Below are 20,063 nucleotides of genomic sequence, written 5' to 3'. Positions count from 1 at the left end.
CTTCTTTTATACGAGATCGTAAGTTATTGATTTTATTTTTTGTCGTTTCAGCTTTCTTTCTTTTAGTTACGAATTATTTTTTGATGGTTACTATAAAATGGCTGACGGGTAGTGCACATCCGTTTATTGTGGCGGCCAAGGGGATGCGTTTGTTGTCTATTGTCTTTTTGGTAGAATTATTTATTACCGGACAGATGATGGTCAGTCAGTTCTATAAGAATATTGTCGAGATGTATAGGAGGACAAAAGATTTGGAGGAAAGTGCCATAAAGACCCGCTATATGGCTTTGCAAAGCCAGTTAAATCCTCATTTTTTATTCAATAGCTTGAATACACTGATTGCTGAAATTGAATATGCACCGCAAAAGGCTGTTGAGTTTACCCGTAATTTATCCGATATTTATAGATATATCTTGTCTTGTCAGAACAAGCAGTTGGTTTCTATCGGTGAAGAGCTGGACTTTATCCGTAAATTTATATTCTTGCATCAGGTACGTTTAGGGGATTGTCTGGAGTTGGAGAATGAATTACCACTTGATGTATACGAGTGTTCTATTCCTCCTCTGACATTGCAGCTCTTGGTGGAAAATGTGGTGAAGCATAATGTGATATCACCGGCTAAGCCAATGGTCATTTCTATTTATGCAGACAGGATTGATGATGCGGACTGGCTGGTTGTATCCAACGAAGTACATCCTAAAAAAGGTGTTGCCAGTACAGGTAAAGGGCTGGATAATTTGTTGCAGCGCAATTTGCTTGTGTGTCAGAAAGAAATTATTGTAGAAAACAAGGATAATCGTTTTATCGTCAAAGTCCCTATAGTGAATGAGTATGAATGAATTGAGAAAAGTACATGCGGCTATCATAGAAGATGAGTATCCTGCTGCAAGATTATTGAATCATATGTTGACTACTCTTCGGCCGGAGTGGGAGATTACGTTGCTGCCCGGTACGGTAGAAGATTCGGTGAAATGGTTTGCGGAGAATCCTCATCCGGATGTGTTGTTCTTGGATATACAACTGACTGATGGGAACTCTTTTCTCTTTTTGGAGCAGGCACATCCCAGTAGTATGATTATATTTACCACTGCTTATGACGAATATGCAGTCCGGGCTTTTGCCGTTAACAGTATTGATTATTTGCTTAAGCCAATACACGAAGACCGCTTGTTGGCTGCTATTACTAAATTTGAGCGTCTTTCTCCGGTTACAATTAGAGAATTCAATGACCAGATGAATGTAAGAGAGCTGGTTGCATTACTTTCCAAACGGGATGAATCCTGTTTCCGAACTCGTTTCCTTATTACCGGCAATCGTCATTTTTATACCATACAAGTCGCTGATATTGCATATTTCTATTCGGAATGCAAGATTACTTTTGCGGTTACAAAAGAGGGAAAAAGGCATGCGATTGATTTGTCGCTTGGTAAGCTTGAAGAACAATTGGATAGCCGCCGGTTTTTTCGGGTAAACCGTCAGTTTATTTTATCGGCTGAATCAATCAAGACTATTGAACCTTATAATGGAAGTAAACTGAATATAAGAGTAAACCCTCCTTTTGATGATGCCATTCAAGTGAGTAGAGAAAAAGTCACAGCGCTGAAAATGTGGTTGAATACTTGACGATTGTATCATAATGTGTGCGATAAAAAGCATGCAGATATCAGGTTATGAATATGAAGATGGTTATCTACCCAATATTAGGTAATTTAACAAATAGCAGAGAAATAGCCGAACGGTTTGTTGTTTATGTCTGTAATTAAAAATATCTTTGCATATAGTAAAGAGTAAAAAATTAATTTTATTACAATATTTAAAACCTGAAGAAACTATGAGAGTAATTATTGAACCTGATTATCAGTCGCTTTCTCAATGGGCTGCCAATTATGTGGCACAGAAAATAAACAAGGCTAATCCTACAGCTGAAAAACCTTTTGTATTGGGCTTGCCTACCGGTTCATCTCCGCTGGGTATGTATAAAGCACTTATTGAACTGAATAAGAAAGGTGTGGTATCTTTCAAACATGTGGTAACATTCAACATGGACGAATATGTAGGTCTGCCGGAATCTCATCCTGAAAGCTATCATTCATTCATGTTCAACAACTTCTTCAATCATATTGATATCTGCAAGGAAAACATCCATATCCTGAATGGAAATGCAGAAGATTTGGAAGCTGAATGTGCAAATTATGAAAAGCAAATCGAATCATTCGGTGGTATCGACTTGTTCTTGGGTGGTATTGGTCCTGACGGACACATTGCGTTCAACGAACCGGGTTCATCTTTGACTTCACGTACTCGTGTAAAAACTTTGACTACAGATACTATTATTGCTAACTCTCGTTTCTTCGAAAACGATATTAACAAAGTTCCTAAAACTGCGTTGACAGTAGGTGTAGGTACAGTATTGTCTGCTCGCGAAGTGTTGATTCTTTGTAATGGTCACAACAAAGCTCGCGCCTTGCAGCATGCAGTAGAAGGTGGTATCACACAGATGTGGACTATCAGTGCATTGCAGATGCATCAGCACGGTATCATTGTTTGTGATGAAGCTGCTACTGATGAACTGAAAGTTGGTACCTACAAATACTTTAAAGACATCGAACGCAACAACTTGTAAGCGTTTATAGGTTTGTGGGTTTGCCGTGTTATCCGAATGCAAACTCACAAACTCATCGACTTATAAACTCATAAACCTATTAATTAATCAGTAAGGAGGATCATGTATGAGAACGAATCTCAGCTCACAAATTTCTTTGAACAGAGTTTCAACCAAATATTATAAGCCGGAGAACATGATCGACCGTTCAGTATTGACTCGCTTTGAAAAAGTTCCTACCAACATTTATGAAACAATGGAAGAAGGAGCCAAAGCGATTGCCGATGAAATTATCCGTAAAGTTCAGGAAAGACAGCGTGAAGGCAAATTCTGCACGATTGCTGCCGGAACGGGAGCTTCATTGAGACCATTGTATGCTGAATTGGTTCGTCGTCATAAAGAAGAAGGTGTAAGTTTCCGCAATGTGGTATTGTTCAACTTGTTTGAATATTATCCGTTGAGTGAAGCTAAGAATGGCAGTATGAATCAGTTGAATGAACTGTTTGCCAAGCAGGTAGATATTGATGCACAGAATATCTTTACTATGGATGGTTCCATTGCGCAGGATGCTGTCATCGAGCACTGCTCTTTGTACGAACAGCGCATTAATACATTTGGTGGATTGGATATGGTTCTCATGGGAATCGGCCGTGAAGGTAATATTGCCATGAACGAGCCAGGCTCTACTGCTGCCACATCTACTCGTCTGATTCTGATTGATGCTACATCTCGTGCAGAAGCAATTCATAATACAGGAATAGACAATTTGCCTCCTTGTTCCATTACCATGGGTGTGAAGACTATCATGTCTGCCCGTAAGGTATATTTGTTGGCTTGGGGAGAAGAAAAGGCAGATATCATTAAGAAGGCCGTAGAAGATAAAATCTCGGATGCTTTGCCTGCATCGTATTTGCAGATGCATCAGAATGCTTCGGTTTGTATTGATCTGACAGCTGCCGCACATCTTACCCGTATCCAACGTCCGTGGTTGGTTACCAACTGCGATTGGAATGATAAACTGATTCGCAGCGCCATTGTATGGTTGTGTCAGTTGATTAACAAGCCTATTCTGAAGCTTACAAACAAGGATTATAACGAACACGGTCTGAGTGAATTACTGGCACTTTATGGTTCTGCTTATAATGTAAATATCAAGATCTTTAATGATTTGCAGCATACTATTACCGGATGGCCGGGTGGTAAGCCGAATGCAGACGATACTTATCGTCCGGAACGTGCCAAACCATTCCCGAAACGTGTGGTAGTATTCTCTCCGCATCCAGATGATGACGTGATTTCCATGGGAGGTACGCTCCGTCGTCTGGTACAGCAGGGACATGAAGTACATGTAGCGTATGAAACTTCGGGAAACATTGCCGTAGGTGATGAAGAAGTGGTTCGTTTCATGCATTTCATCAATGGATTCAACCAGTTGTTTGATGGCAACCAGAACGAAACTATCCGTAACAAATATGCGGAAATCAAACAGTTCCTGAGCCAGAAGAAAGAGGGAGATATGGATACACGCGATATCTTGACCATTAAGGGACTGATTCGTCGTGGAGAAGCTCGTACTGCTTCTACATACAATCAGATTCCGTTGGAAAGAGTTCATTTCCTCGATCTTCCTTTCTATGAAACCGGACGTATTGAAAAGAACCCAATCAGCGAAGCCGACGTGGAAATTGTGATGGATTTGCTGCGTAAGGTAAAACCTCATCAGATTTATGTAGCTGGTGACTTGGCTGACCCGCACGGAACTCATCGTGTATGTACAGATGCTGTATTTGCTGCAATTGATGAAGAAAAGAAAGCGGGTGCAGAATGGTTGAACGATTGCCGTATCTGGATGTACCGTGGTGCATGGGCAGAGTGGGAAATCGAAAACATTGAAATGGCCGTTCCATTGAGTCCGGAAGAATTGCGTGCAAAACGTAATTCAATCTTGAAACATCAGTCGCAAATGGAAAGTGCTCCATTCTTGGGTAACGACGAACGTTTGTTCTGGCAACGTAGTGAAGACCGTAACCGTGGTACAGCAAACCTGTACAACGATTTGGGATTGGCATGCTACGAAGCAATGGAAGCTTTTGTGGAATACAAGCCGCTGTAAATAAAAAATAAGATTGAATCAAATAGAAACTGCTGTTCTGCTTCAGGTGGAACGGCAGTTTTTTTATGTCTGTATTGCGGTAGAGAAGGAGTGGATGTGGCAGAGAATGTTATCGGAGGCTCTTGTTACAGGAATTGTTTTTTGTCCGACGTCGTCGTATGTACAGTTGGCGCCGTCGATTTTACAGCCGACGTGGTTGTTTGTAGAATCGACGACGCCGATTAAAGATTGAAACAAATTGTTATATAGGCTTGTTTCTAGTGAATATTCCGTTTGTTTAATTCTCTCTGATAGCGTGCTGCATTTTGCAAATGCTTCGTCATATTTTCAGCGAAATTATGATAACCCGAAAAATCTTCTTTTGCACACATATAGAGGTAATTATGGCGGGTATAGTTGAGTACACTTTCTATTCCGTCGATAGAAGGAATACGGATTGGTCCTGGAGGAAGTCCCGGATTTTTGTAGGTATTATACGGACTTTCACACTCCAGGTGCTTGTATAATATACGTTTCAATGTAAAATCCTGCAAAGCGAATTTTACAGTAGGGTCTGCCTGCAGCGGCATACCTTTATGAAGGCGGTTGATGTAGAGTCCGGCTACCATTGGTTTTTCCGATTTCTTTATTGTTTCTTCCTCTACGATAGAAGCCAGTGTGGTCACTTCAACAGGAGTAAGTCCTATGCTTTGTGCTTTTTTCATTCGTTCTTCATTCCAGAATCGTTTGTGCTCTTTTTGCATTCTTTCTATGAATTGTTTTGGACTTATTGTCCAATATACCTCATAGGTGTTAGGAATGAAAAGTGCCGGAAGAGTATTGGAGTTATACCCTAAGTGCGTATAGAATATGCTGTCGTTCAGCAAACCGGAAAGACTTGCCGAGTCTGCCATAATTTGCTTGGAAACTGTTTTTACCAGTTTGTCAAGAGTACGGACACTGGGGATAGTCAGTCTGACAGGTGTCTGCATACCGTGTCGCAAGCGGTGGAATGTTTGCCAGGTAGTATACTCTGGAGCTATTTTATAAGCTCCGGAGTGAATCTGGTCTTGATATCCATATACGGAAGACAACAGACGAAAACCTCTTAAAGTAGTAGCATTAAGTCTGCTTTCAAGTTTGGTATATACAGAGTCTATTGTATCATCTTTGTCTATATATAAGTAGGTACTTTTTTCGATGTGGAAAGGATGGTTGAATAATAGGTTATATCCTATGGCACTTGTAAAGGTTGCTATTAAGAACAGGCAAAGGAGAACACTGATAGTTTTCTTATATTTCATTTTAATTGTAAGAAAATTTTAGATTAGTATTTTAAAGCCAAATTATCATAGAAAGCAAAATGGCTTTTATTGGTTGCAAAGGTAGTTCATTCCTTTTATTTATGGTTAAAAAAATGTTTTTTTCTGCCTAATTGAACATTAATATCGTTTATTATGTTATATTAGCAGAACAGGAAATTTGAACGGTACATTAAACTAAAACTATGATTTTATGAAACAGAAAATTTTATTGGCTATTGCCGCAGTTGCAATGGCAATATCTGCAAATGCGCAGAAAGTGTATGAAGGAACAAAGTTTACAGATAACTGGTACATTGGCTGGAATGCCGGAGGTGTAACTCCTACTACTCATTCCGCATTTTTTAAAGATATGCGTTTTACTACAGGTTTGGAATTTGGTAAACAGGTAACTCCTATTTTAGGATTGTCTTTGGAAGCTATGACTTCCGTTAATAGAACCGTAAGTTCAACGGCTTTCGATGGAGTTCGTTTGATGGCATTGGGTAAATTCAATTTGCATAACTGGTTTGCCGGCTATCGTGGAGAGCCACGCTTGTTTGAAGTTGAGGCAGTCGGAGGTATCGGCTGGGGTATCGATGTGATGAACCGTAGTTACAGTGACTGGGATTATTGCTATATGGCCAGCAAATTCGGTTTGAACTTCAACTTTAATTTAGGAGAGTCGAAAGCATGGACTGTAAGTGTAAAACCTTCTCTTGTATATCGTATGGATGGCCATCAGGCTTATATGTTGAACGTAAACAAGAGCAGTGTTGAATTGCTGGCAGGTGTAACTTATCATTTCCGCAACAGCAATGGCAAACATTATATGACATTGGCTAATGTATGTGATCCGGCAGAAATGGACGCTTTGAATGCGAAAGTAAATGAATTGCGCCGTGCTGCTCAGGAAAAAGAAGCATTGCTTGCTGCTGAATCGGCTAGAGCAAACGATTTGCAGGCTCAATTGGATGAGGCTAACAGAAAGGCTGTAGAGTCTATGGAAAAGAATACTGTTTCACCGGCATGGGAAGCTATTATCACCTTCCGCCAGGATGAAGTAGTGATCAGTGAAAACCAGCATCTGCTTATCGAACGTATCGCTTCGTATATGGAAAAGAACGAAAAAGCTACTTTGACAGTGAAAGGTTATGCTTCTCCGGAAGGACCGGCTGCAGTAAATACTCGCGTAGCACAGCAGCGTGCGGATGCAGTGAAGAATATGTTGGTAGACAAATATAATATTGATGCAGCACGTATCACCGCAGAAGGCCAGGGAGTAGGTGATGTATTCTCTCGTCCGAAATGGAACAGAGTAAGTATTGCTACATTTAATGTAGGTGAATAAAAGAAAGATATATTGTTTAATTGATGTAAATGCTCTCCTCAAACAGTGAGGAGAGCATTTTTTATTTGTAACATAGATTGTTTTCGGGAAAAAAACAGACGGAAAAGTTTGTTGATGTAGATATAAACTGTACTTTTGTTTGCTAAGTTGTAAAGTGTAATTAAAGTAATAAACATTATATCACAATGAAAGAAATAGATTGGGCTAATCTGTCATTTGGTTATATACGGACAGATTACAATGTACGTTGTTATTACCGCGATGGAAAATGGGGAGAATTAGAACTTTGTTCTGAAGAAACTATCAATATCCACATGGCAGCTACATGTCTGCACTATGGACAGGAAGCCTTCGAAGGTTTGAAGGCTTATCGTGGAAAAGACGGTAAGATCCGTATCTTCCGCCCGGAAGCAAATGCAGAACGTCTGCAAAGCACTTGTAACGGTATTATGATGCCGGAATTGCCTACAGAATTGTTTTGTGAGGCTGTACGTAAGGTGGTAAAAGCTAACGAACGTTTTATCCCTCCTTATGAAAGCGGGGCTTCTCTGTATATCCGTCCGTTGCTGATTGGTACAGGTGCACAGGTTGGAGTACGTCCGGCAACAGAATATTTGTTCGTTATTTTTGTCACTCCGGTAGGTCCTTATTTTAAAGGTGGTTTTGCTACAAATCCTTATGTAATCATCCGTCAGTTCGACCGTGCTGCTCCGTTGGGTACAGGTACTTATAAGGTAGGAGGTAACTATGCTGCCAGCTTGCGTGCCAACAAAATGGCTCATGATGCCGGATATGCCAGCGAATTCTATCTGGATGCAAAGGAAAAGAAATATATCGATGAATGTGGTGCAGCCAATTTCTTCGGAATTAAGGATAATACTTATGTCACTCCGTTGTCTACCTCTATTCTTCCGTCTATTACAAACCGTAGTCTGATGCAGTTGGCAGAAGATATGGGAATGAAAGTAGAACGTCGTCCTATTCCGGAAGAAGAACTGGAAACATTCGAAGAAGCTGGAGCTTGTGGTACAGCTGCTGTCATTAGTCCGATCGGCCGCATTGACGACTTGGAAAATAATAAATCGTATGTCATTGCGAAAGACGGCAAGCCAGGTCCAATCAGTGAAAAATTATATAATAAGCTGCGTGCTATCCAGTATGGTGATGAGGCTGATCCTTACGGATGGGTAACTGTATTGGATTGATTTTGATGTAAAGACTTTCTAATATAATAAGAAGAGGATAGAATGAGAACAAGAATAAGAATAAGAATAAGTTTCTTGTGTTCTATCCTCTTCTATTTTTATAAAGTTTGTATTCCTTTATATTTTGCCTTCTATCCACGCATCAATCAGCCGGCGTGCGATGCTGAGTTTCTTGGGGATTTCCGGCAGATTGTCTCGGGTATAGAAAGCTCCTGCACTTAACTCTTCTTCCTGCAGTTTTATATTGCCACTTTCGTATTCTGCAGTATATCCTATCATAATGCCACTTGGGTAAGGCCAGGGTTGGCTGCCGAAGTATTTCAAATTACAGATGTGGAGTCCTGTTTCTTCCATCACTTCCCGATGTACGCATTCTTCCAGTGTTTCTCCCGGTTCAAGAAAACCTGCGACCAGCCCTTTGAACGTACCTCTGAAGTTGCGGGCATGTACAAGAAGGATACTATCTCCTTTTTTTATCAGTACAATGACTGCAGGCGATATACGCGGATAAAATTCCTGACGGCATTCCGGACAGCGTTTGGCTATGGGAGAGACTTGTGTGGTAGGAACTCCGCACATCGGACAGTAGCGGCTGTTCTTGTCCCAGTTCAGTATTTGTGATGCTTTTCCTGCCATTTTATATTCGTTCAGTGGAAGTACGTCGAAAGAGGCTCGAAGGTCTTTCATCATGCACGGGCTGGATTCATCTCCTGTTACTGGAGTATGGATGAGATAAGTTTTGGCGGGAAGATTATTGATTGTTCCAATGCTGTGTACGGTACTTCCTATAGGAATGGGTACCGGTGGTTGGGCACCAAAAGGGATGTGATATCCGTCTGTATGCTTTTCTATCAGTACTTGTCCGCTGTTGAATACAAACCAACCGCAGATTTCATTATTTGTTGCATTTTCCATAATCTTGCTTTTTTATTGAGGCCAAAATTATAGAAAAATACAGTGATGTGTAGAGGTGATTTCCTTTTTTTATTCATGTATTATAATGGGAAAGCACCTGTTTTCTTCTTTTATCCGGAATTTACGGCAAGGAGTTGGGTGAAAAATAGAATGTTATTATTTAATTTGTACGATTATATCGTAGAAGCGATAGAAGAGCGAAAATTAAATATAATTAAATGGTATTTATTATGAAATCTATAGTGGTAGCAGCATTGTGTTTGGCTGGTAGTTTGCAATTGATAGCTCAGGAGCCTTTGAAAGACTGGGCAGGTTTGGAGAGATATCAAGAGGATAATAAAATGGTGCAGGGACCGGTAAAGGCTGTTTTTATGGGAAATTCAATTACTGACGGTTGGCCGGTGGCAGATCCGGATTTCTTTACTCAGAACGGATATGTAGGTAGAGGGATAAGCGGGCAGGTTTCTGCACAGATGTTGATGCGTTTCCGTCAGGATGTGATTGCATTGAATCCGCAGGTCGTTGTGATTCTGGCAGGGACAAACGATATTGCCCGTAATGATTATGCAATGACTCTTGAACAAACTTTCGATAATGTAGTATCTATGGTACAGTTGGCACAGGCCAATCAGATTAAAGTGGTGCTATGCTCTACTTTGCCTGCTTTTCAGTTTGGATGGCGTCCGGAGCTGAAACCGGCAGAAGATATAAAGAAACTGAATGCGAAGTTTAAGGAATTTGCCGATGCACAGGGTATTCCTTTTGTCGACTATCATTCGGCAATGAAAGATGAGCGCGATGGATTACCTTTAAAATATTCGGAAGATGGGGTACATCCTACTGTAGAGGGGTATAAGGTGATGGAAGGTCTTGTTCAGGAAGCCTTGAAAAAAGTAATTCGATAATTGATGCGATAAAAGGTATGGATACGATGGAACTGATTATGTTGGGGACAGGGAATGCTGCTGTCACCCGTTGTTATAATACATGTTTTGCCGTTCGCATGGGCGAAAGGGTATTGTTGGTAGATGCCGGAGGAGGAAATGGAATCTTGGTTCAGATGGAGAAGGCAGGTTTGTCGCTGGCAGATGTGAAAGATATGTTCATTACTCACGCACATACCGATCATATCTTGGGAGCGGTATGGGTTATCCGGATGATAGCTCAGCAAATGCAGAAGGGCAAGTATGAGGGAAAGTTTCGGGTATATGGACACGATAAAGTGATAGATGTACTGTCGTGGATTTGCCGTGCGACACTTCCGGCTAAGATTGTAGCTTGTATAGAGAAGAACGTTCGTTTTTGCGAGGTAAAAGACGGTGAGAATTGGGAAGTGGCAGGAGCATATATGCAGTGTTTTGATATCTTGTCTACCAAAGAAAAGCAGTTTGGCTTCCGTCTTGAACTTCCCGGAGGAAAATCATTGGTCTGTCTTGGGGATGAACCTTATAAAGAACAGAACCGCTCTTATGTAGAGCATGCAGACTGGTTGCTTTGTGAGGCTTTTTGTCTGTATGCAGACAGAGAAGAATTCAAACCTTACGAAAAGCATCATAGTACAGCTCTGGATGCCGGAAGACTTGCTGAGCAATTGGGAGTGAAAAATTTGTTGCTGTATCATACAGAAGACAAGACTTTGTCTGTGCGTAAGGAAAAATATACACAGGAGGCTGCTCAGGAGTTTAAGGGCAATGTGTATGTACCAGACGATTTGGAGAAGATAGTTCTATAGCCTTTTCTGTTTTGTATTGAAAGTACAGACTGAAACTGAAGGACAGAAAGAAAGGGAGTAAAGCAAGTATGATGTACTGTTTTACTCCCTTGTTTATCTTTTGAAGGAAAGTGTTTACTTCATTCCTTTCATGGTAAGCTGGATACGTTTACGTTCTCTATCTATACTTAATACCTTTACACGTACATGCTGGTGAATGCTGACTACCGATGTCGGATCGCTTACAAACTGGTCGGATAATTGGGAGATGTGTACCAGTCCGTTTTCCTTGATGCCGATGTCTACAAAACAGCCAAAATTTGTGATATTAGTGACTATACCCGGCAACTCCATTCCTTCTTGCAAGTCGTCAATGGTACGTACGTTCTTGTCGAATTCGAAAACCTGTATTTTCTGTCGTGGGTCTCGTCCGGGTTTATCGAGTTCCTGCATGATGTCGGTCAGTGTAGGAATACCTACAGTATCGCTTACATAGTCTTCTATCCGGATACGTTCGCGAAGTCCTTTGTCGCGTATCAAATCAGCTACTGTACAGTGTAAGTCTTTTGCCATCTGTTCTACAATCGCATAACTTTCCGGATGAACTGCAGAATTATCCAACGGATTTTCTGCTTGTGGAATGCGTAAGAATCCGGCACATTGTTCGAAAGCTTTGGCTCCCATACGAGGAACTTTCATCAACTCACGGCGCGAACGGAATGCACCGTTCTCTGTGCGATAGTCTACAATGTTTTGTGCCAGTGTAGCTCCCAATCCCGATACATATGTGAGCAGATGCTTGCTGGCTGTATTGACATTAACCCCTACCAGGTTTACGCAACTTTCTACGGTCTGGTCTAAGGCTGCCTTGAGTTGTGTCTGGTCTACATCGTGCTGGTATTGTCCTACACCAATGGATTTGGCATCTATCTTGACCAATTCAGCCAATGGGTCAATCAGCCGTCGGCCGATAGAGACTGCGCCACGTACAGTTACATCATAATCAGGGAATTCTTCCCGTGCTGTTTTGGAAGCCGAATAAATGGAGGCTCCGTCTTCGCTTACTACAAAGACTTGTACTTCCCGGTCGTATCGCTGTGAGGTGACAAACTGTTCAGTTTCCCGGCTGGCAGTTCCGTTACCAATGGCAATGGCTTCTATCTTGTATTGTTCCACCAGTTTTACCAGTTTGCGGGCAGCCAGACTGTATTCCGACTTAGGTGGATGGGGGTAGATGGCTTCGTTATGAAGCAGGCCTCCCTGTGCATCCAGACATACAATTTTACATCCGGTACGGAATCCCGGGTCGATTCCCATCACTCGTTTCTGTCCTAAAGGAGGAGCCAAAAGCAGTTGGCGCAGGTTGCCGGCAAATACACGGATGGCTTCTTCGTCTGCCTTTTCTTTGCTTAATGCGGCAAACTCTGTTTCGATAGAGGGTTTAAGCAGGCGCTTGTATGCGTCGCGTACAGCTTCTGCTACCTGACGGGCACACTCATTGTTGCCACGTACGAATTGACGTTCCAGGCGTGTATTGCATTCTTCTTCGTCCGCCGGTGAGATGCTGACCTTCAGAATACCTTCCGATTCTCCCCGGCGGATGGCAAGCAAACGGTGTGATGTGCAACGTTTCAACGGTTCGCTGAAATCGAAATAATCGCGATATTTGGCTGCACTTTCCTCTGTGTCTTTACCTTTTATTACCTTGGCTGTAATGACAGCCTGGCGGCTGAACTGATTGCGCATCAGGTTACGTGCCCGTTCGTCTTCGTTTACCTGTTCGGCAATGATATCGCGAGCTCCTTTCAGTGCATCTTCTTCGTCCTTTACTTCTCCTTTTACAAAGGTACGTACCCGTGCGGAGAGATTATTTTCCCGTTGCATCATCAACAGCATAGCCAGAGGTTCCAGTCCCTTTTGTCGGGCAGCTTCGGCACGGGTTTTTCTTTTGGGTTTATAAGGCAGATAGATGTCTTCCAGTTCAGTACTGTCCCAACAGTCGGCAATGCGACGGCGTAACTCATCGGTCAGTTTACCCTGTTCTTCAATAGTCGACAGGATAGTTTCCTTCCGTTTGGCCAGTTCGCAGAGCTTTTCGTAGCGAGTATGGATATCGCTTATCTGTACTTCATCCAGTCCTCCGGTTGCTTCCTTGCGGTAGCGGCTGATGAAGGGGATAGTAGCCCCTCCAGTCAGCAGTTTTAATGTATTTTCAATACGGTGTATAGGCAGCTTCAATTCTGCTGCAATGAGTTGGCTGAATTGTTCCATTAATATTATTCTTTCACAATATCTTTAAGTTTAATACTTTGGAAAGTCATGTGTGCAACACTGCTTTCATAAAGAATACCAATTGTTTCTTTATCCACCATTGTCAGGCAAGAGTATGCCCAGTTTTCTCCTTCGTCCAATAGCAGTTGGTGTTCCGGACTCCAGGTATATCCTCCGTCAAGGCTGATTTTGATGGTTATATTTCTTCGTGCGTTGGTCATGTTGGGATTAGAGAAAATAAGAATATCTTTTCCCAATACATTATCCTTAGCCTTTACACTGATGAGGCTTGCCATACATACCGGCTCTATCAGAGCAGTACGTGATGATTCATGCTCTTTCCAGGTTTTTCCTAAGTCGGTAGTCGTATAAACAGCTCTGCTTCCTCCACGGTTATCTCTCATGTTCAGCATAAGTGTACCGGGACTTACTTCTGCTACTTGTGCCTCTGTAGTGTTGGTACGTGCATGCTGATGGATGTGCCATGTCTCTCCCCGGTCTTTGCTATACATGATACCGGCATTAGGAATACGGTCTTCACCGATATACTGAATAGGGAAGACTAAGGTACCATCGTCCATTGTAATACCTCTTCCCGGACCTTGCAGCAAAAAGTACCATTCCGGTTTCTTTACCTGTTCTGTGATATTGATAGGTTTCGACCATGTTTTTCCATCGTCTGTACTTTTAGCCATAACCAATTGGGCAGTATGATTCAGATCCATTCCCGGATGTGAACTCCACCATGCACGCTGATTACCCATGCCGTGTGTCCATGCTGCAACAATCCAGATGGTATTGGTTTTTGTATCGACTAAGATAGACGGGTCGCCCACACCGTTTTGTGCAGCTGGCAGACCTCCATATTCTCCGAAGGACAAAGGCAGACGCATCTTTTCCCAAGTCTTTCCGCCATCGGTACTTCTACTTAATCCCACATCGATATGTTCTTGCAAATCGACACTGCTGTTGTAACGTACATCGTATACCCCAAGCAATGTGCCTTTGTTTGTTGTAACCAGTCCGGGGATACGGAAAGCAGCCGAACCATCATCGCCGGCATGGCGGACTCCAACTCCTAAACGGCGTATTACATCTTTTTGTTCTACGCTTTTGCAAGGGATAATTTTTCCATCTGCCTTTACCTGACTGATATCTGCCATAATTTTAGTATGCAGTGAAGCCGAAGGCTGCATCTCTATACTTACCCAGAAGAAATTGTATCCGGGGAAAAGCTTTTGTTCTCCTTCCAGTACTACTGTATTTTTCTTAGGCGATACAGTTGACTTCAGAATAGAATACGAAGGATTCGCGCTCAAGGTCTGTCCAGGTTTATGGCTGGAAATATATTCTACTGGAGCAAAACGCTTTTGTTCTCTGTCTTGTGAAGCGTCTGTTCCTGCATAATACAGTTTCACCGCTTTGATTTCGGAGAGAGGTACGTTTTTGTCGAAAGTAATCTCCATATTGTTCAAGGTACGTGTTTCCTTTGCATCTAAGCGCATATAGAAAAGTACATTGTCCTGTCTTTCTATCAGAATAGGAATCTGAGGCTCTTTTACATAAAGAGTGTCTTCTGCTTTCATTTCGGAGATAGCCAGTATTCCGAAAAATAATACTAACAGTTTTTTCATGGGTTGTTTTTTTAAGTTTGTTTCAGGTTGGGATAATAAAGAATGTGCAATTTATCAAGAAAATTTCAAACCAGCAAGGCTGATACTGTAAATATGGTACACCATTAAAACTCTTTTCAGTTGCCAGCTTGGATTAAAATACTTACTTTAGCAAATCATCATTTTTATATTGACCATGAAAATAAAGAATTGTTTTGTCTGTATGATGGCATTTTTAGGTATTGGATATACCCCTGTTTCTGCTTCATCCGAAAAAGAAGTGACATTGAAACTTATAGAAACCAGTGATGTACATGGATGCTATTATCCTTATGATTTCATTCGCCGCCATTCGGTGCAAGGAAGTTTGGCACGCGTCAGTGCATTGGTAGGAGAGATGCGGAAGACATATGGAGACCGTCTGATTCTGATGGATAACGGAGATATTCTGCAAGGACAACCGGTAGCCTATTATTATAATTATATAGATACCACTTCGGTGCATGTGGTAGCAGATATGCTGAACTATATGCATTATGATGTGGCTACAATGGGAAACCATGACATTGAAGCCGGACATGCCGTGTACGACCGATGGGTGAGCCAATGTAAATTCCCTGTACTGGGAGCAAATATTATGGATGTAAAAACCGGAAAGACTTATCTTCCTCCTTACAAGGTGATTGAGAGAGAAGGGGTAAAGGTGGTGGTGCTGGGAATGATCACTCCTGCTATTCCTTCATGGTTGCCCGAGCAGTTGTGGAGTGGGTTACGGTTTGAGGATATGGAAACATCTGCCCGTAAGTGGGTAAAGTGGATACAGGAAAAAGAAAAGCCTGATGTATTGATTGGCCTTTTCCATGCCGGACCGGAAGGAAATAAGTTGGATAATGTAGTAGAAAACGGTTCGGGAGATGTAGCCCGTCGGGTACCGGGATTTGATGTCGTATTTATGGGACATGACCATGTACGTACTTGTCAGAAGATTATTAATGAAGCAGGCGATTCTGTATTGTTGGTCGATCCGGCTAATATGGCGAAGGTTGTAGCCGATGTGACGGTAAAAGTCGTGAAAAAAGACGGCAAGGTAATACGGAAATCAGTTGAGGGCAAGTTGGCTTCTGTAGACCGTTATACTCCCGATGAGGCTTTCTTGAAAACATTCGAAAAGCAGTATCAGGCTACGGCCGATTTTGTATCGCGTAAAATAGGACGCATCAATAAGACGATTACCACCAAAGATGCCTATTTTGGCCCTTCTGCCTTTATCGATTTGATTCATCAGTTGCAACTCGACATTACAGGAGCAGATGTCTCGTTCTGTGCACCACTTTCGTTTGCGGCTGAGATTAAGGAAGGTGATATTTATGTGAGTGATATGTTCAATTTGTATAAATACGAGAACATGCTTTACACCATGATGCTGACCGGAAAGGAAATAAAAGACTTCCTGGAAATGTCGTATGCCATTTGGACGAATCAGATGAAATCGCCCGACGACCATCTGATGCTGCTGAACGAGAAAGATAAAGGTTTTGGACGCTTCAAGAATCCAAGTTTCAACTTCGATTCGGCTGCAGGTATTCTTTATACGGTAGATGTTACCAAACCGCAAGGAGAAAAAATCAACATTCGTAGCATGGCCGATGGAACACCTTTCCGCATGGACAAAATGTACAAGGTAGCAGTCAATTCCTATCGTGGCAACGGAGGAGGTGACCTGTTGACTAAAGGAGCGGGTATTCCTAAGCAAGACTTGGCAAAACGTATTGTATTTGCTACGGAAAAAGACCTTCGTTACTACTTGATGAAACGTATTGAAGAAGTAAAAATACTCGATCCTCGCCCGCTGAATCAATGGAAATTTATTCCGGAGAAATGGGTAGAACCGGCTGCTAAGAGAGATTATCGCTTGCTGTTTGGGGAAGACCGATAAAGGACTGAATGCACTAAAAAACGTGACTTGTATCGAGAGCTTACGATACAAGTCACGTTTGCTGATGATACAAGTATCGTTGCCTCTCGATACAAGTCACGTAATATCACGTGTCGGTTATACTCTTAAAGTATCCGATGGCTTATTTTAAGTCGACTACTGTAATGCCGGCTCCTCCAAACTGCACATGCTCGTCCTGGAAGTGTGCTACTCCCGGTGCGGTACTCAGATATTGACGGATAAGCGTCCGTAAGATACCGGTTCCGGTTCCGTGCAGGATACGTACACGACTCATGCCGACCAGGATGGCATCGTCTATGAAATAAGTGACCGCCTGTATTGCTTCGTCTCCCCGCATTCCCCGTACATCGATGTCTTGTTTGAAGTTTAGTTTCTTTTCGTACATCTGTTCCTGAGTTGCACTGCTCACAAATGTAGTTTTTGTTTGCAAAGCCGATTGTTTGGGAGCTTCCGTGCGTTCCAGACGCTCTGTCTTTACATTGGTCTTCATCAGACCAAACATTACCACTGCATTTTTCCCGTTTATCTCAAGCACTTGTCCCACGCTGGTTTGTCCTTTGATGCGGACATGCATACCGACTTCAATAGGGAGAACCTTCGGAACAACAGGCTGTGCAGCCGGTGTATTCTGCTGCTTGGCTTTTTTATCCTTCTTCCGTTCCTGTTTTTCACGCAACTTTTCCATTTTGCGGGCAATCTTTTCCTCCATTGCAGCCTTTTCTATTTCTTCCACCTGCTGACGGAAGTCTACCAGTTCCTGACGTGCCAGACGAGTACGTTCCTTTTCTGCCTGTGCCTCTTTGATGGTACGGATGGTATTTTCAATCTTTGCGTTCGATTCCTGCAACAAACGTTCGGCATCCTCTTTGGCTTTCCGGAGGATTTCCTTCCGGCTCCGTTCCAGTTCTTCTATCTCGCGTTCGTAGCGTGCAATGGTATCTTCCATATGCTTTTCCCGCTTGCGGATATTCTGGCGTTTGGTTTCCCAGTAACGTTTGTCGCGTACAATGTCCTGCAAATACTTGTCGCTCTGTATATATTCACTGCCTACAATTTCCGAAGCATCGGCAATAACCTCCTCCGGTAAGCCGATTTTACGTGCAATTTCTACAGCAAACGAGCTTCCCGGATTACCAATCTGCAGTTGGAACAAGGCACGCATTTCGTGTCTGTCGTACAGCATAGCTCCATTGACTACCCCTTCATGTTCCTCTGCAAAATGTTTCAGATTCTGGTAGTGAGTGGTAATGACACCGAATGTCTGTCGTGCATTGAAGCGCTTTAATACAGCCTCTGCGATAGCACCGCCGATTTGTGGCTCTGTACCTCCACCAAATTCATCAATCAGAATCAAACTTTGTCCGTTGCAGTATTTCATCATATTCTTCATGTTGGTAAGGTGCGAAGAATACGTACTCAAATCGTCTTCGATACTTTGCTCGTCGCCGATATCAATAAAGATATGACTGAATATACCCGCATGACTCCGTTCGTGCATTGACACAGGCAAACCACACTGAAGCATATATTGCAGGAGACCGACCGTTTTCAGACAGACTGATTTACCTCCGGCGTTCGGACCGGAAATAAGCAGAATGCGCTGTTCGGGTGTGAGTTCGATATCCAGAGGAACTACCTTTTTATTATGTTTGGCAAGCGACATCTGAAGCAACGGATGTATCGCTTCCATCCAGTCTACTACCTGTCGGTTTTCAAAAGAAGGTTTGCAGGCTTTGATGTCGATACTGAATAAAGCCTTTGCCCGGATAAAGTCGATTTCTGCCAAGAACTCATAAGAGCCAAGCAAAGCCGGAACCTGTGGGCGTACGATGGAAGAAAACTCGGTGAGAATTCGTATAATTTCCCGTCGTTCTTCTCCCTCCAGTTCGCGGATGCGGTTGTTGGCTTCCACCACTTCTGCCGGTTCTATAAAGACAGTCTTTCCGGTAGCCGATTCATCGTGTACGATACCTCGTATTTTGCGTTTCATACCCGGTGCTACAGGTATTACCAGACGGCCGTCTCGCATGGTGGGAGCTACATCTTTATCTACATATCCCTCCGACTGTGCAGAGCGGAGAATGCTGTTCAGACTTCGTGAGATGCTGCTGGTTGTAGCAGACAGTTCGCGACGGATACGCAACAGCTCTGCCGATGCGTTGTCTTTTATTTTTCCGAACTTATCCAATATATTATTGATGCGTGTGATAAGTTGCGGAAAGACCATAATGTCTCCGGCCAATTCGTGGAGTGCAGGATAAGGAGAGTTTTCACCGGATGTTTCGTCGTCTTCATCGGTTTGCTGAAGAAAACGTACAATGTCCCGGATAGTTTCCAAGGAACGGCGCAGGTCGAACAATTCCAGTTCGTCCATATACATACCTTCTACGCGTATGCGTTTGAGAGAAGGTCGAACATCGAAGAAATACTGATCTGGAAATTCATCTTCTTCCTGAATAATACGGATAAACTCTGTTACCTGTTCCAGACGGCGGTTGATTTCATTATAGTCGTCGGAAAATGCCATTTCTTCTGTCCGTTCTTCACCCAGTGTACTCAGGCACTTTCCTTTTAATAATTGTCGGATTTGATCGAATCCTATTTTCTGCTCAAAATTCTGAGGGTATATCATGCTTTTATTCGGTAAATCATGCTTGTTTTCGGGTACAAAGGTACGATAATGAAAAAAAATAATCAAAAAAGCTCCGAAATATTTGCAGGTTTAAAAATAATGCGTACCTTTGCATCGCTTTTGAAAAACAAAGCAACTCTCAAAAAGAGTTTTGGAGAGGTGGCAGAGTGGTCGATTGCGGCGGTCTTGAAAACCGTTGTACCGCGAGGTACCCGGGGTTCGAATCCCTGTCTCTCCGCTGAAACTTAAGATGTTAAAGACAAGTCCTGTAAAATTAATATTTTACGGGACTTTTTCTATTTATCCGGTGGACAACCGAAAGACATTAAAATGCCCACTTCTGACAAAGTTCCGTTACTAAATCGTTACTAAAAACCAGCCAATAAAATAGTAACGATTTTCCATCAGAGATA

General features: G+C 42.5%; 14 protein-coding genes and 1 tRNA gene. 10 read left to right on the top strand and 5 right to left on the bottom strand.

The features are described from left to right. The first annotated feature begins 83 nt into the window (after window positions 1-83). The 4 genes from WKU26_RS10420 to WKU26_RS10405 all read left to right on the top strand — a co-directional run bounded on the left by WKU26_RS10420 (window position 84) and on the right by WKU26_RS10405 (window position 4,715). Window positions 84-839, top strand: a complete 756-nt coding sequence (locus WKU26_RS10420) for a sensor histidine kinase (protein WP_340321954.1) — start codon at window positions 84-86, stop codon at window positions 837-839. Between the two features lies 1 nt (window position 840). After that, on the top strand, window positions 841-1,623 hold the full coding sequence (locus WKU26_RS10415) for a LytR/AlgR family response regulator transcription factor (protein ID WP_269877893.1): 783 nt from the start codon (window positions 841-843) through the stop codon (window positions 1,621-1,623). A 208-nt stretch (window positions 1,624-1,831) separates the two neighbouring features. Further along, window positions 1,832-2,623, top strand: a complete 792-nt coding sequence (nagB, locus tag WKU26_RS10410; protein WP_178266129.1) for a glucosamine-6-phosphate deaminase — start codon at window positions 1,832-1,834, stop codon at window positions 2,621-2,623. A gap of 106 nt (window positions 2,624-2,729) precedes the next feature. After that, entirely contained in the window at window positions 2,730-4,715 is a 1,986-nt protein-coding gene (locus WKU26_RS10405; protein ID WP_178266128.1) for a 6-phosphogluconolactonase, read from the top strand. 257 nt (window positions 4,716-4,972) lie between these two features. Here the strand turns inward: WKU26_RS10405 and mltG are convergent, their stop codons facing one another. Further along, complete coding sequence (gene mltG, locus WKU26_RS10400) at window positions 4,973-5,998, bottom strand: endolytic transglycosylase MltG (RefSeq protein WP_340321953.1); 1,026 nt, start codon at window positions 5,996-5,998, stop codon at window positions 4,973-4,975. A gap of 211 nt (window positions 5,999-6,209) precedes the next feature. Here mltG and WKU26_RS10395 point away from each other — a divergent pair, with 211 nt between their 5' ends. After that, the gene (locus WKU26_RS10395; protein ID WP_340321952.1) at window positions 6,210-7,346 is read left to right on the top strand and encodes an OmpA family protein; all 1,137 of its coding nucleotides are present in this window, start codon (window positions 6,210-6,212) and stop codon (window positions 7,344-7,346) included. A 185-nt stretch (window positions 7,347-7,531) separates the two neighbouring features. Beyond that, window positions 7,532-8,551 carry a branched-chain amino acid aminotransferase gene (locus WKU26_RS10390; RefSeq protein WP_340321951.1) on the top strand — a complete coding sequence of 340 codons (1,020 nt, stop codon included), beginning with the start codon at window positions 7,532-7,534 and terminating at the stop codon, window positions 8,549-8,551. A gap of 117 nt (window positions 8,552-8,668) precedes the next feature. Here WKU26_RS10390 and nudC read toward each other — a convergent pair whose 3' ends face one another. Beyond that, on the bottom strand, window positions 8,669-9,466 hold the full coding sequence (gene nudC, locus WKU26_RS10385; protein ID WP_340321950.1) for an NAD(+) diphosphatase: 798 nt from the start codon (window positions 9,464-9,466) through the stop codon (window positions 8,669-8,671). A gap of 230 nt (window positions 9,467-9,696) precedes the next feature. On the opposite strand from nudC, the gene WKU26_RS10380 reads away from it, so the two are divergent. Together WKU26_RS10380 and WKU26_RS10375 are read left to right on the top strand one after the other, a co-directional pair. Beyond that, window positions 9,697-10,371 carry an SGNH/GDSL hydrolase family protein gene (locus tag WKU26_RS10380; RefSeq protein WP_340321949.1) on the top strand — a complete coding sequence of 225 codons (675 nt, stop codon included), beginning with the start codon at window positions 9,697-9,699 and terminating at the stop codon, window positions 10,369-10,371. Between the two features lie 17 nt (window positions 10,372-10,388). Continuing rightward, window positions 10,389-11,198, top strand: coding sequence for an MBL fold metallo-hydrolase (locus WKU26_RS10375; RefSeq protein ID WP_340321948.1), 810 nt, complete (start codon window positions 10,389-10,391; stop codon window positions 11,196-11,198). Between the two features lie 114 nt (window positions 11,199-11,312). Here the strand turns inward: WKU26_RS10375 and WKU26_RS10370 are convergent, their stop codons facing one another. Next, complete coding sequence (locus tag WKU26_RS10370; protein WP_340321947.1) at window positions 11,313-13,448, bottom strand: Tex family protein; 2,136 nt, start codon at window positions 13,446-13,448, stop codon at window positions 11,313-11,315. Between the two features lie 5 nt (window positions 13,449-13,453). Continuing rightward, the gene (locus WKU26_RS10365; protein ID WP_269877828.1) at window positions 13,454-15,082 is read right to left on the bottom strand and encodes a sialidase family protein; all 1,629 of its coding nucleotides are present in this window, start codon (window positions 15,080-15,082) and stop codon (window positions 13,454-13,456) included. Window positions 15,083-15,284: 202 nt separating this feature from the next. Between WKU26_RS10365 and WKU26_RS10360 the strand changes: the two genes are divergently transcribed. Then, a complete protein-coding gene (locus WKU26_RS10360; protein ID WP_445323238.1) occupies window positions 15,285-16,997 on the top strand; it encodes a bifunctional metallophosphatase/5'-nucleotidase in 1,713 nt (570 codons plus the stop codon). Between the two features lie 142 nt (window positions 16,998-17,139). Here WKU26_RS10360 and WKU26_RS10355 read toward each other — a convergent pair whose 3' ends face one another. Continuing rightward, complete coding sequence (locus WKU26_RS10355; protein WP_340321945.1) at window positions 17,140-19,650, bottom strand: endonuclease MutS2; 2,511 nt, start codon at window positions 19,648-19,650, stop codon at window positions 17,140-17,142. A 153-nt stretch (window positions 19,651-19,803) separates the two neighbouring features. Between WKU26_RS10355 and WKU26_RS10350 the strand changes: the two genes are divergently transcribed. Continuing rightward, window positions 19,804-19,888: transfer RNA gene (locus WKU26_RS10350), tRNA-Ser, on the top strand. Window positions 19,889-20,063 lie beyond the last annotated feature (175 nt).

Source organism: Phocaeicola sp. HCN-40430 (assembly GCF_037890285.1).
Classification (GTDB): Bacteria; Bacteroidota; Bacteroidia; order Bacteroidales; family Bacteroidaceae; genus Phocaeicola; species Phocaeicola acetigenes.
The sequence above is the reverse complement of the archived record's forward strand: the minus strand, read 5'-3'. Positions and strand labels throughout refer to the sequence as shown.

Coding starts and splice junctions, on each gene's coding strand:
- WKU26_RS10420 (WP_340321954.1), top strand. CDS start 84: ATGGTTACTATAAAATGGCTGACGGGTAGTGCACATCCGTTTATTGTG.
- nagB (WP_178266129.1), top strand. CDS start 1,832: ATGAGAGTAATTATTGAACCTGATTATCAGTCGCTTTCTCAATGGGCT.
- WKU26_RS10405 (WP_178266128.1), top strand. CDS start 2,730: ATGAGAACGAATCTCAGCTCACAAATTTCTTTGAACAGAGTTTCAACC.
- mltG (WP_340321953.1), bottom strand. CDS start 5,998: ATGAAATATAAGAAAACTATCAGTGTTCTCCTTTGCCTGTTCTTAATA.
- WKU26_RS10395 (WP_340321952.1), top strand. CDS start 6,210: ATGAAACAGAAAATTTTATTGGCTATTGCCGCAGTTGCAATGGCAATA.
- WKU26_RS10390 (WP_340321951.1), top strand. CDS start 7,532: ATGAAAGAAATAGATTGGGCTAATCTGTCATTTGGTTATATACGGACA.
- nudC (WP_340321950.1), bottom strand. CDS start 9,466: ATGGAAAATGCAACAAATAATGAAATCTGCGGTTGGTTTGTATTCAAC.
- WKU26_RS10380 (WP_340321949.1), top strand. CDS start 9,697: ATGAAATCTATAGTGGTAGCAGCATTGTGTTTGGCTGGTAGTTTGCAA.
- WKU26_RS10375 (WP_340321948.1), top strand. CDS start 10,389: ATGGATACGATGGAACTGATTATGTTGGGGACAGGGAATGCTGCTGTC.
- WKU26_RS10370 (WP_340321947.1), bottom strand. CDS start 13,448: ATGGAACAATTCAGCCAACTCATTGCAGCAGAATTGAAGCTGCCTATA.
- WKU26_RS10365 (WP_269877828.1), bottom strand. CDS start 15,082: ATGAAAAAACTGTTAGTATTATTTTTCGGAATACTGGCTATCTCCGAA.
- WKU26_RS10360 (WP_445323238.1), top strand. CDS start 15,285: ATGATGGCATTTTTAGGTATTGGATATACCCCTGTTTCTGCTTCATCC.
- WKU26_RS10355 (WP_340321945.1), bottom strand. CDS start 19,650: ATGATATACCCTCAGAATTTTGAGCAGAAAATAGGATTCGATCAAATC.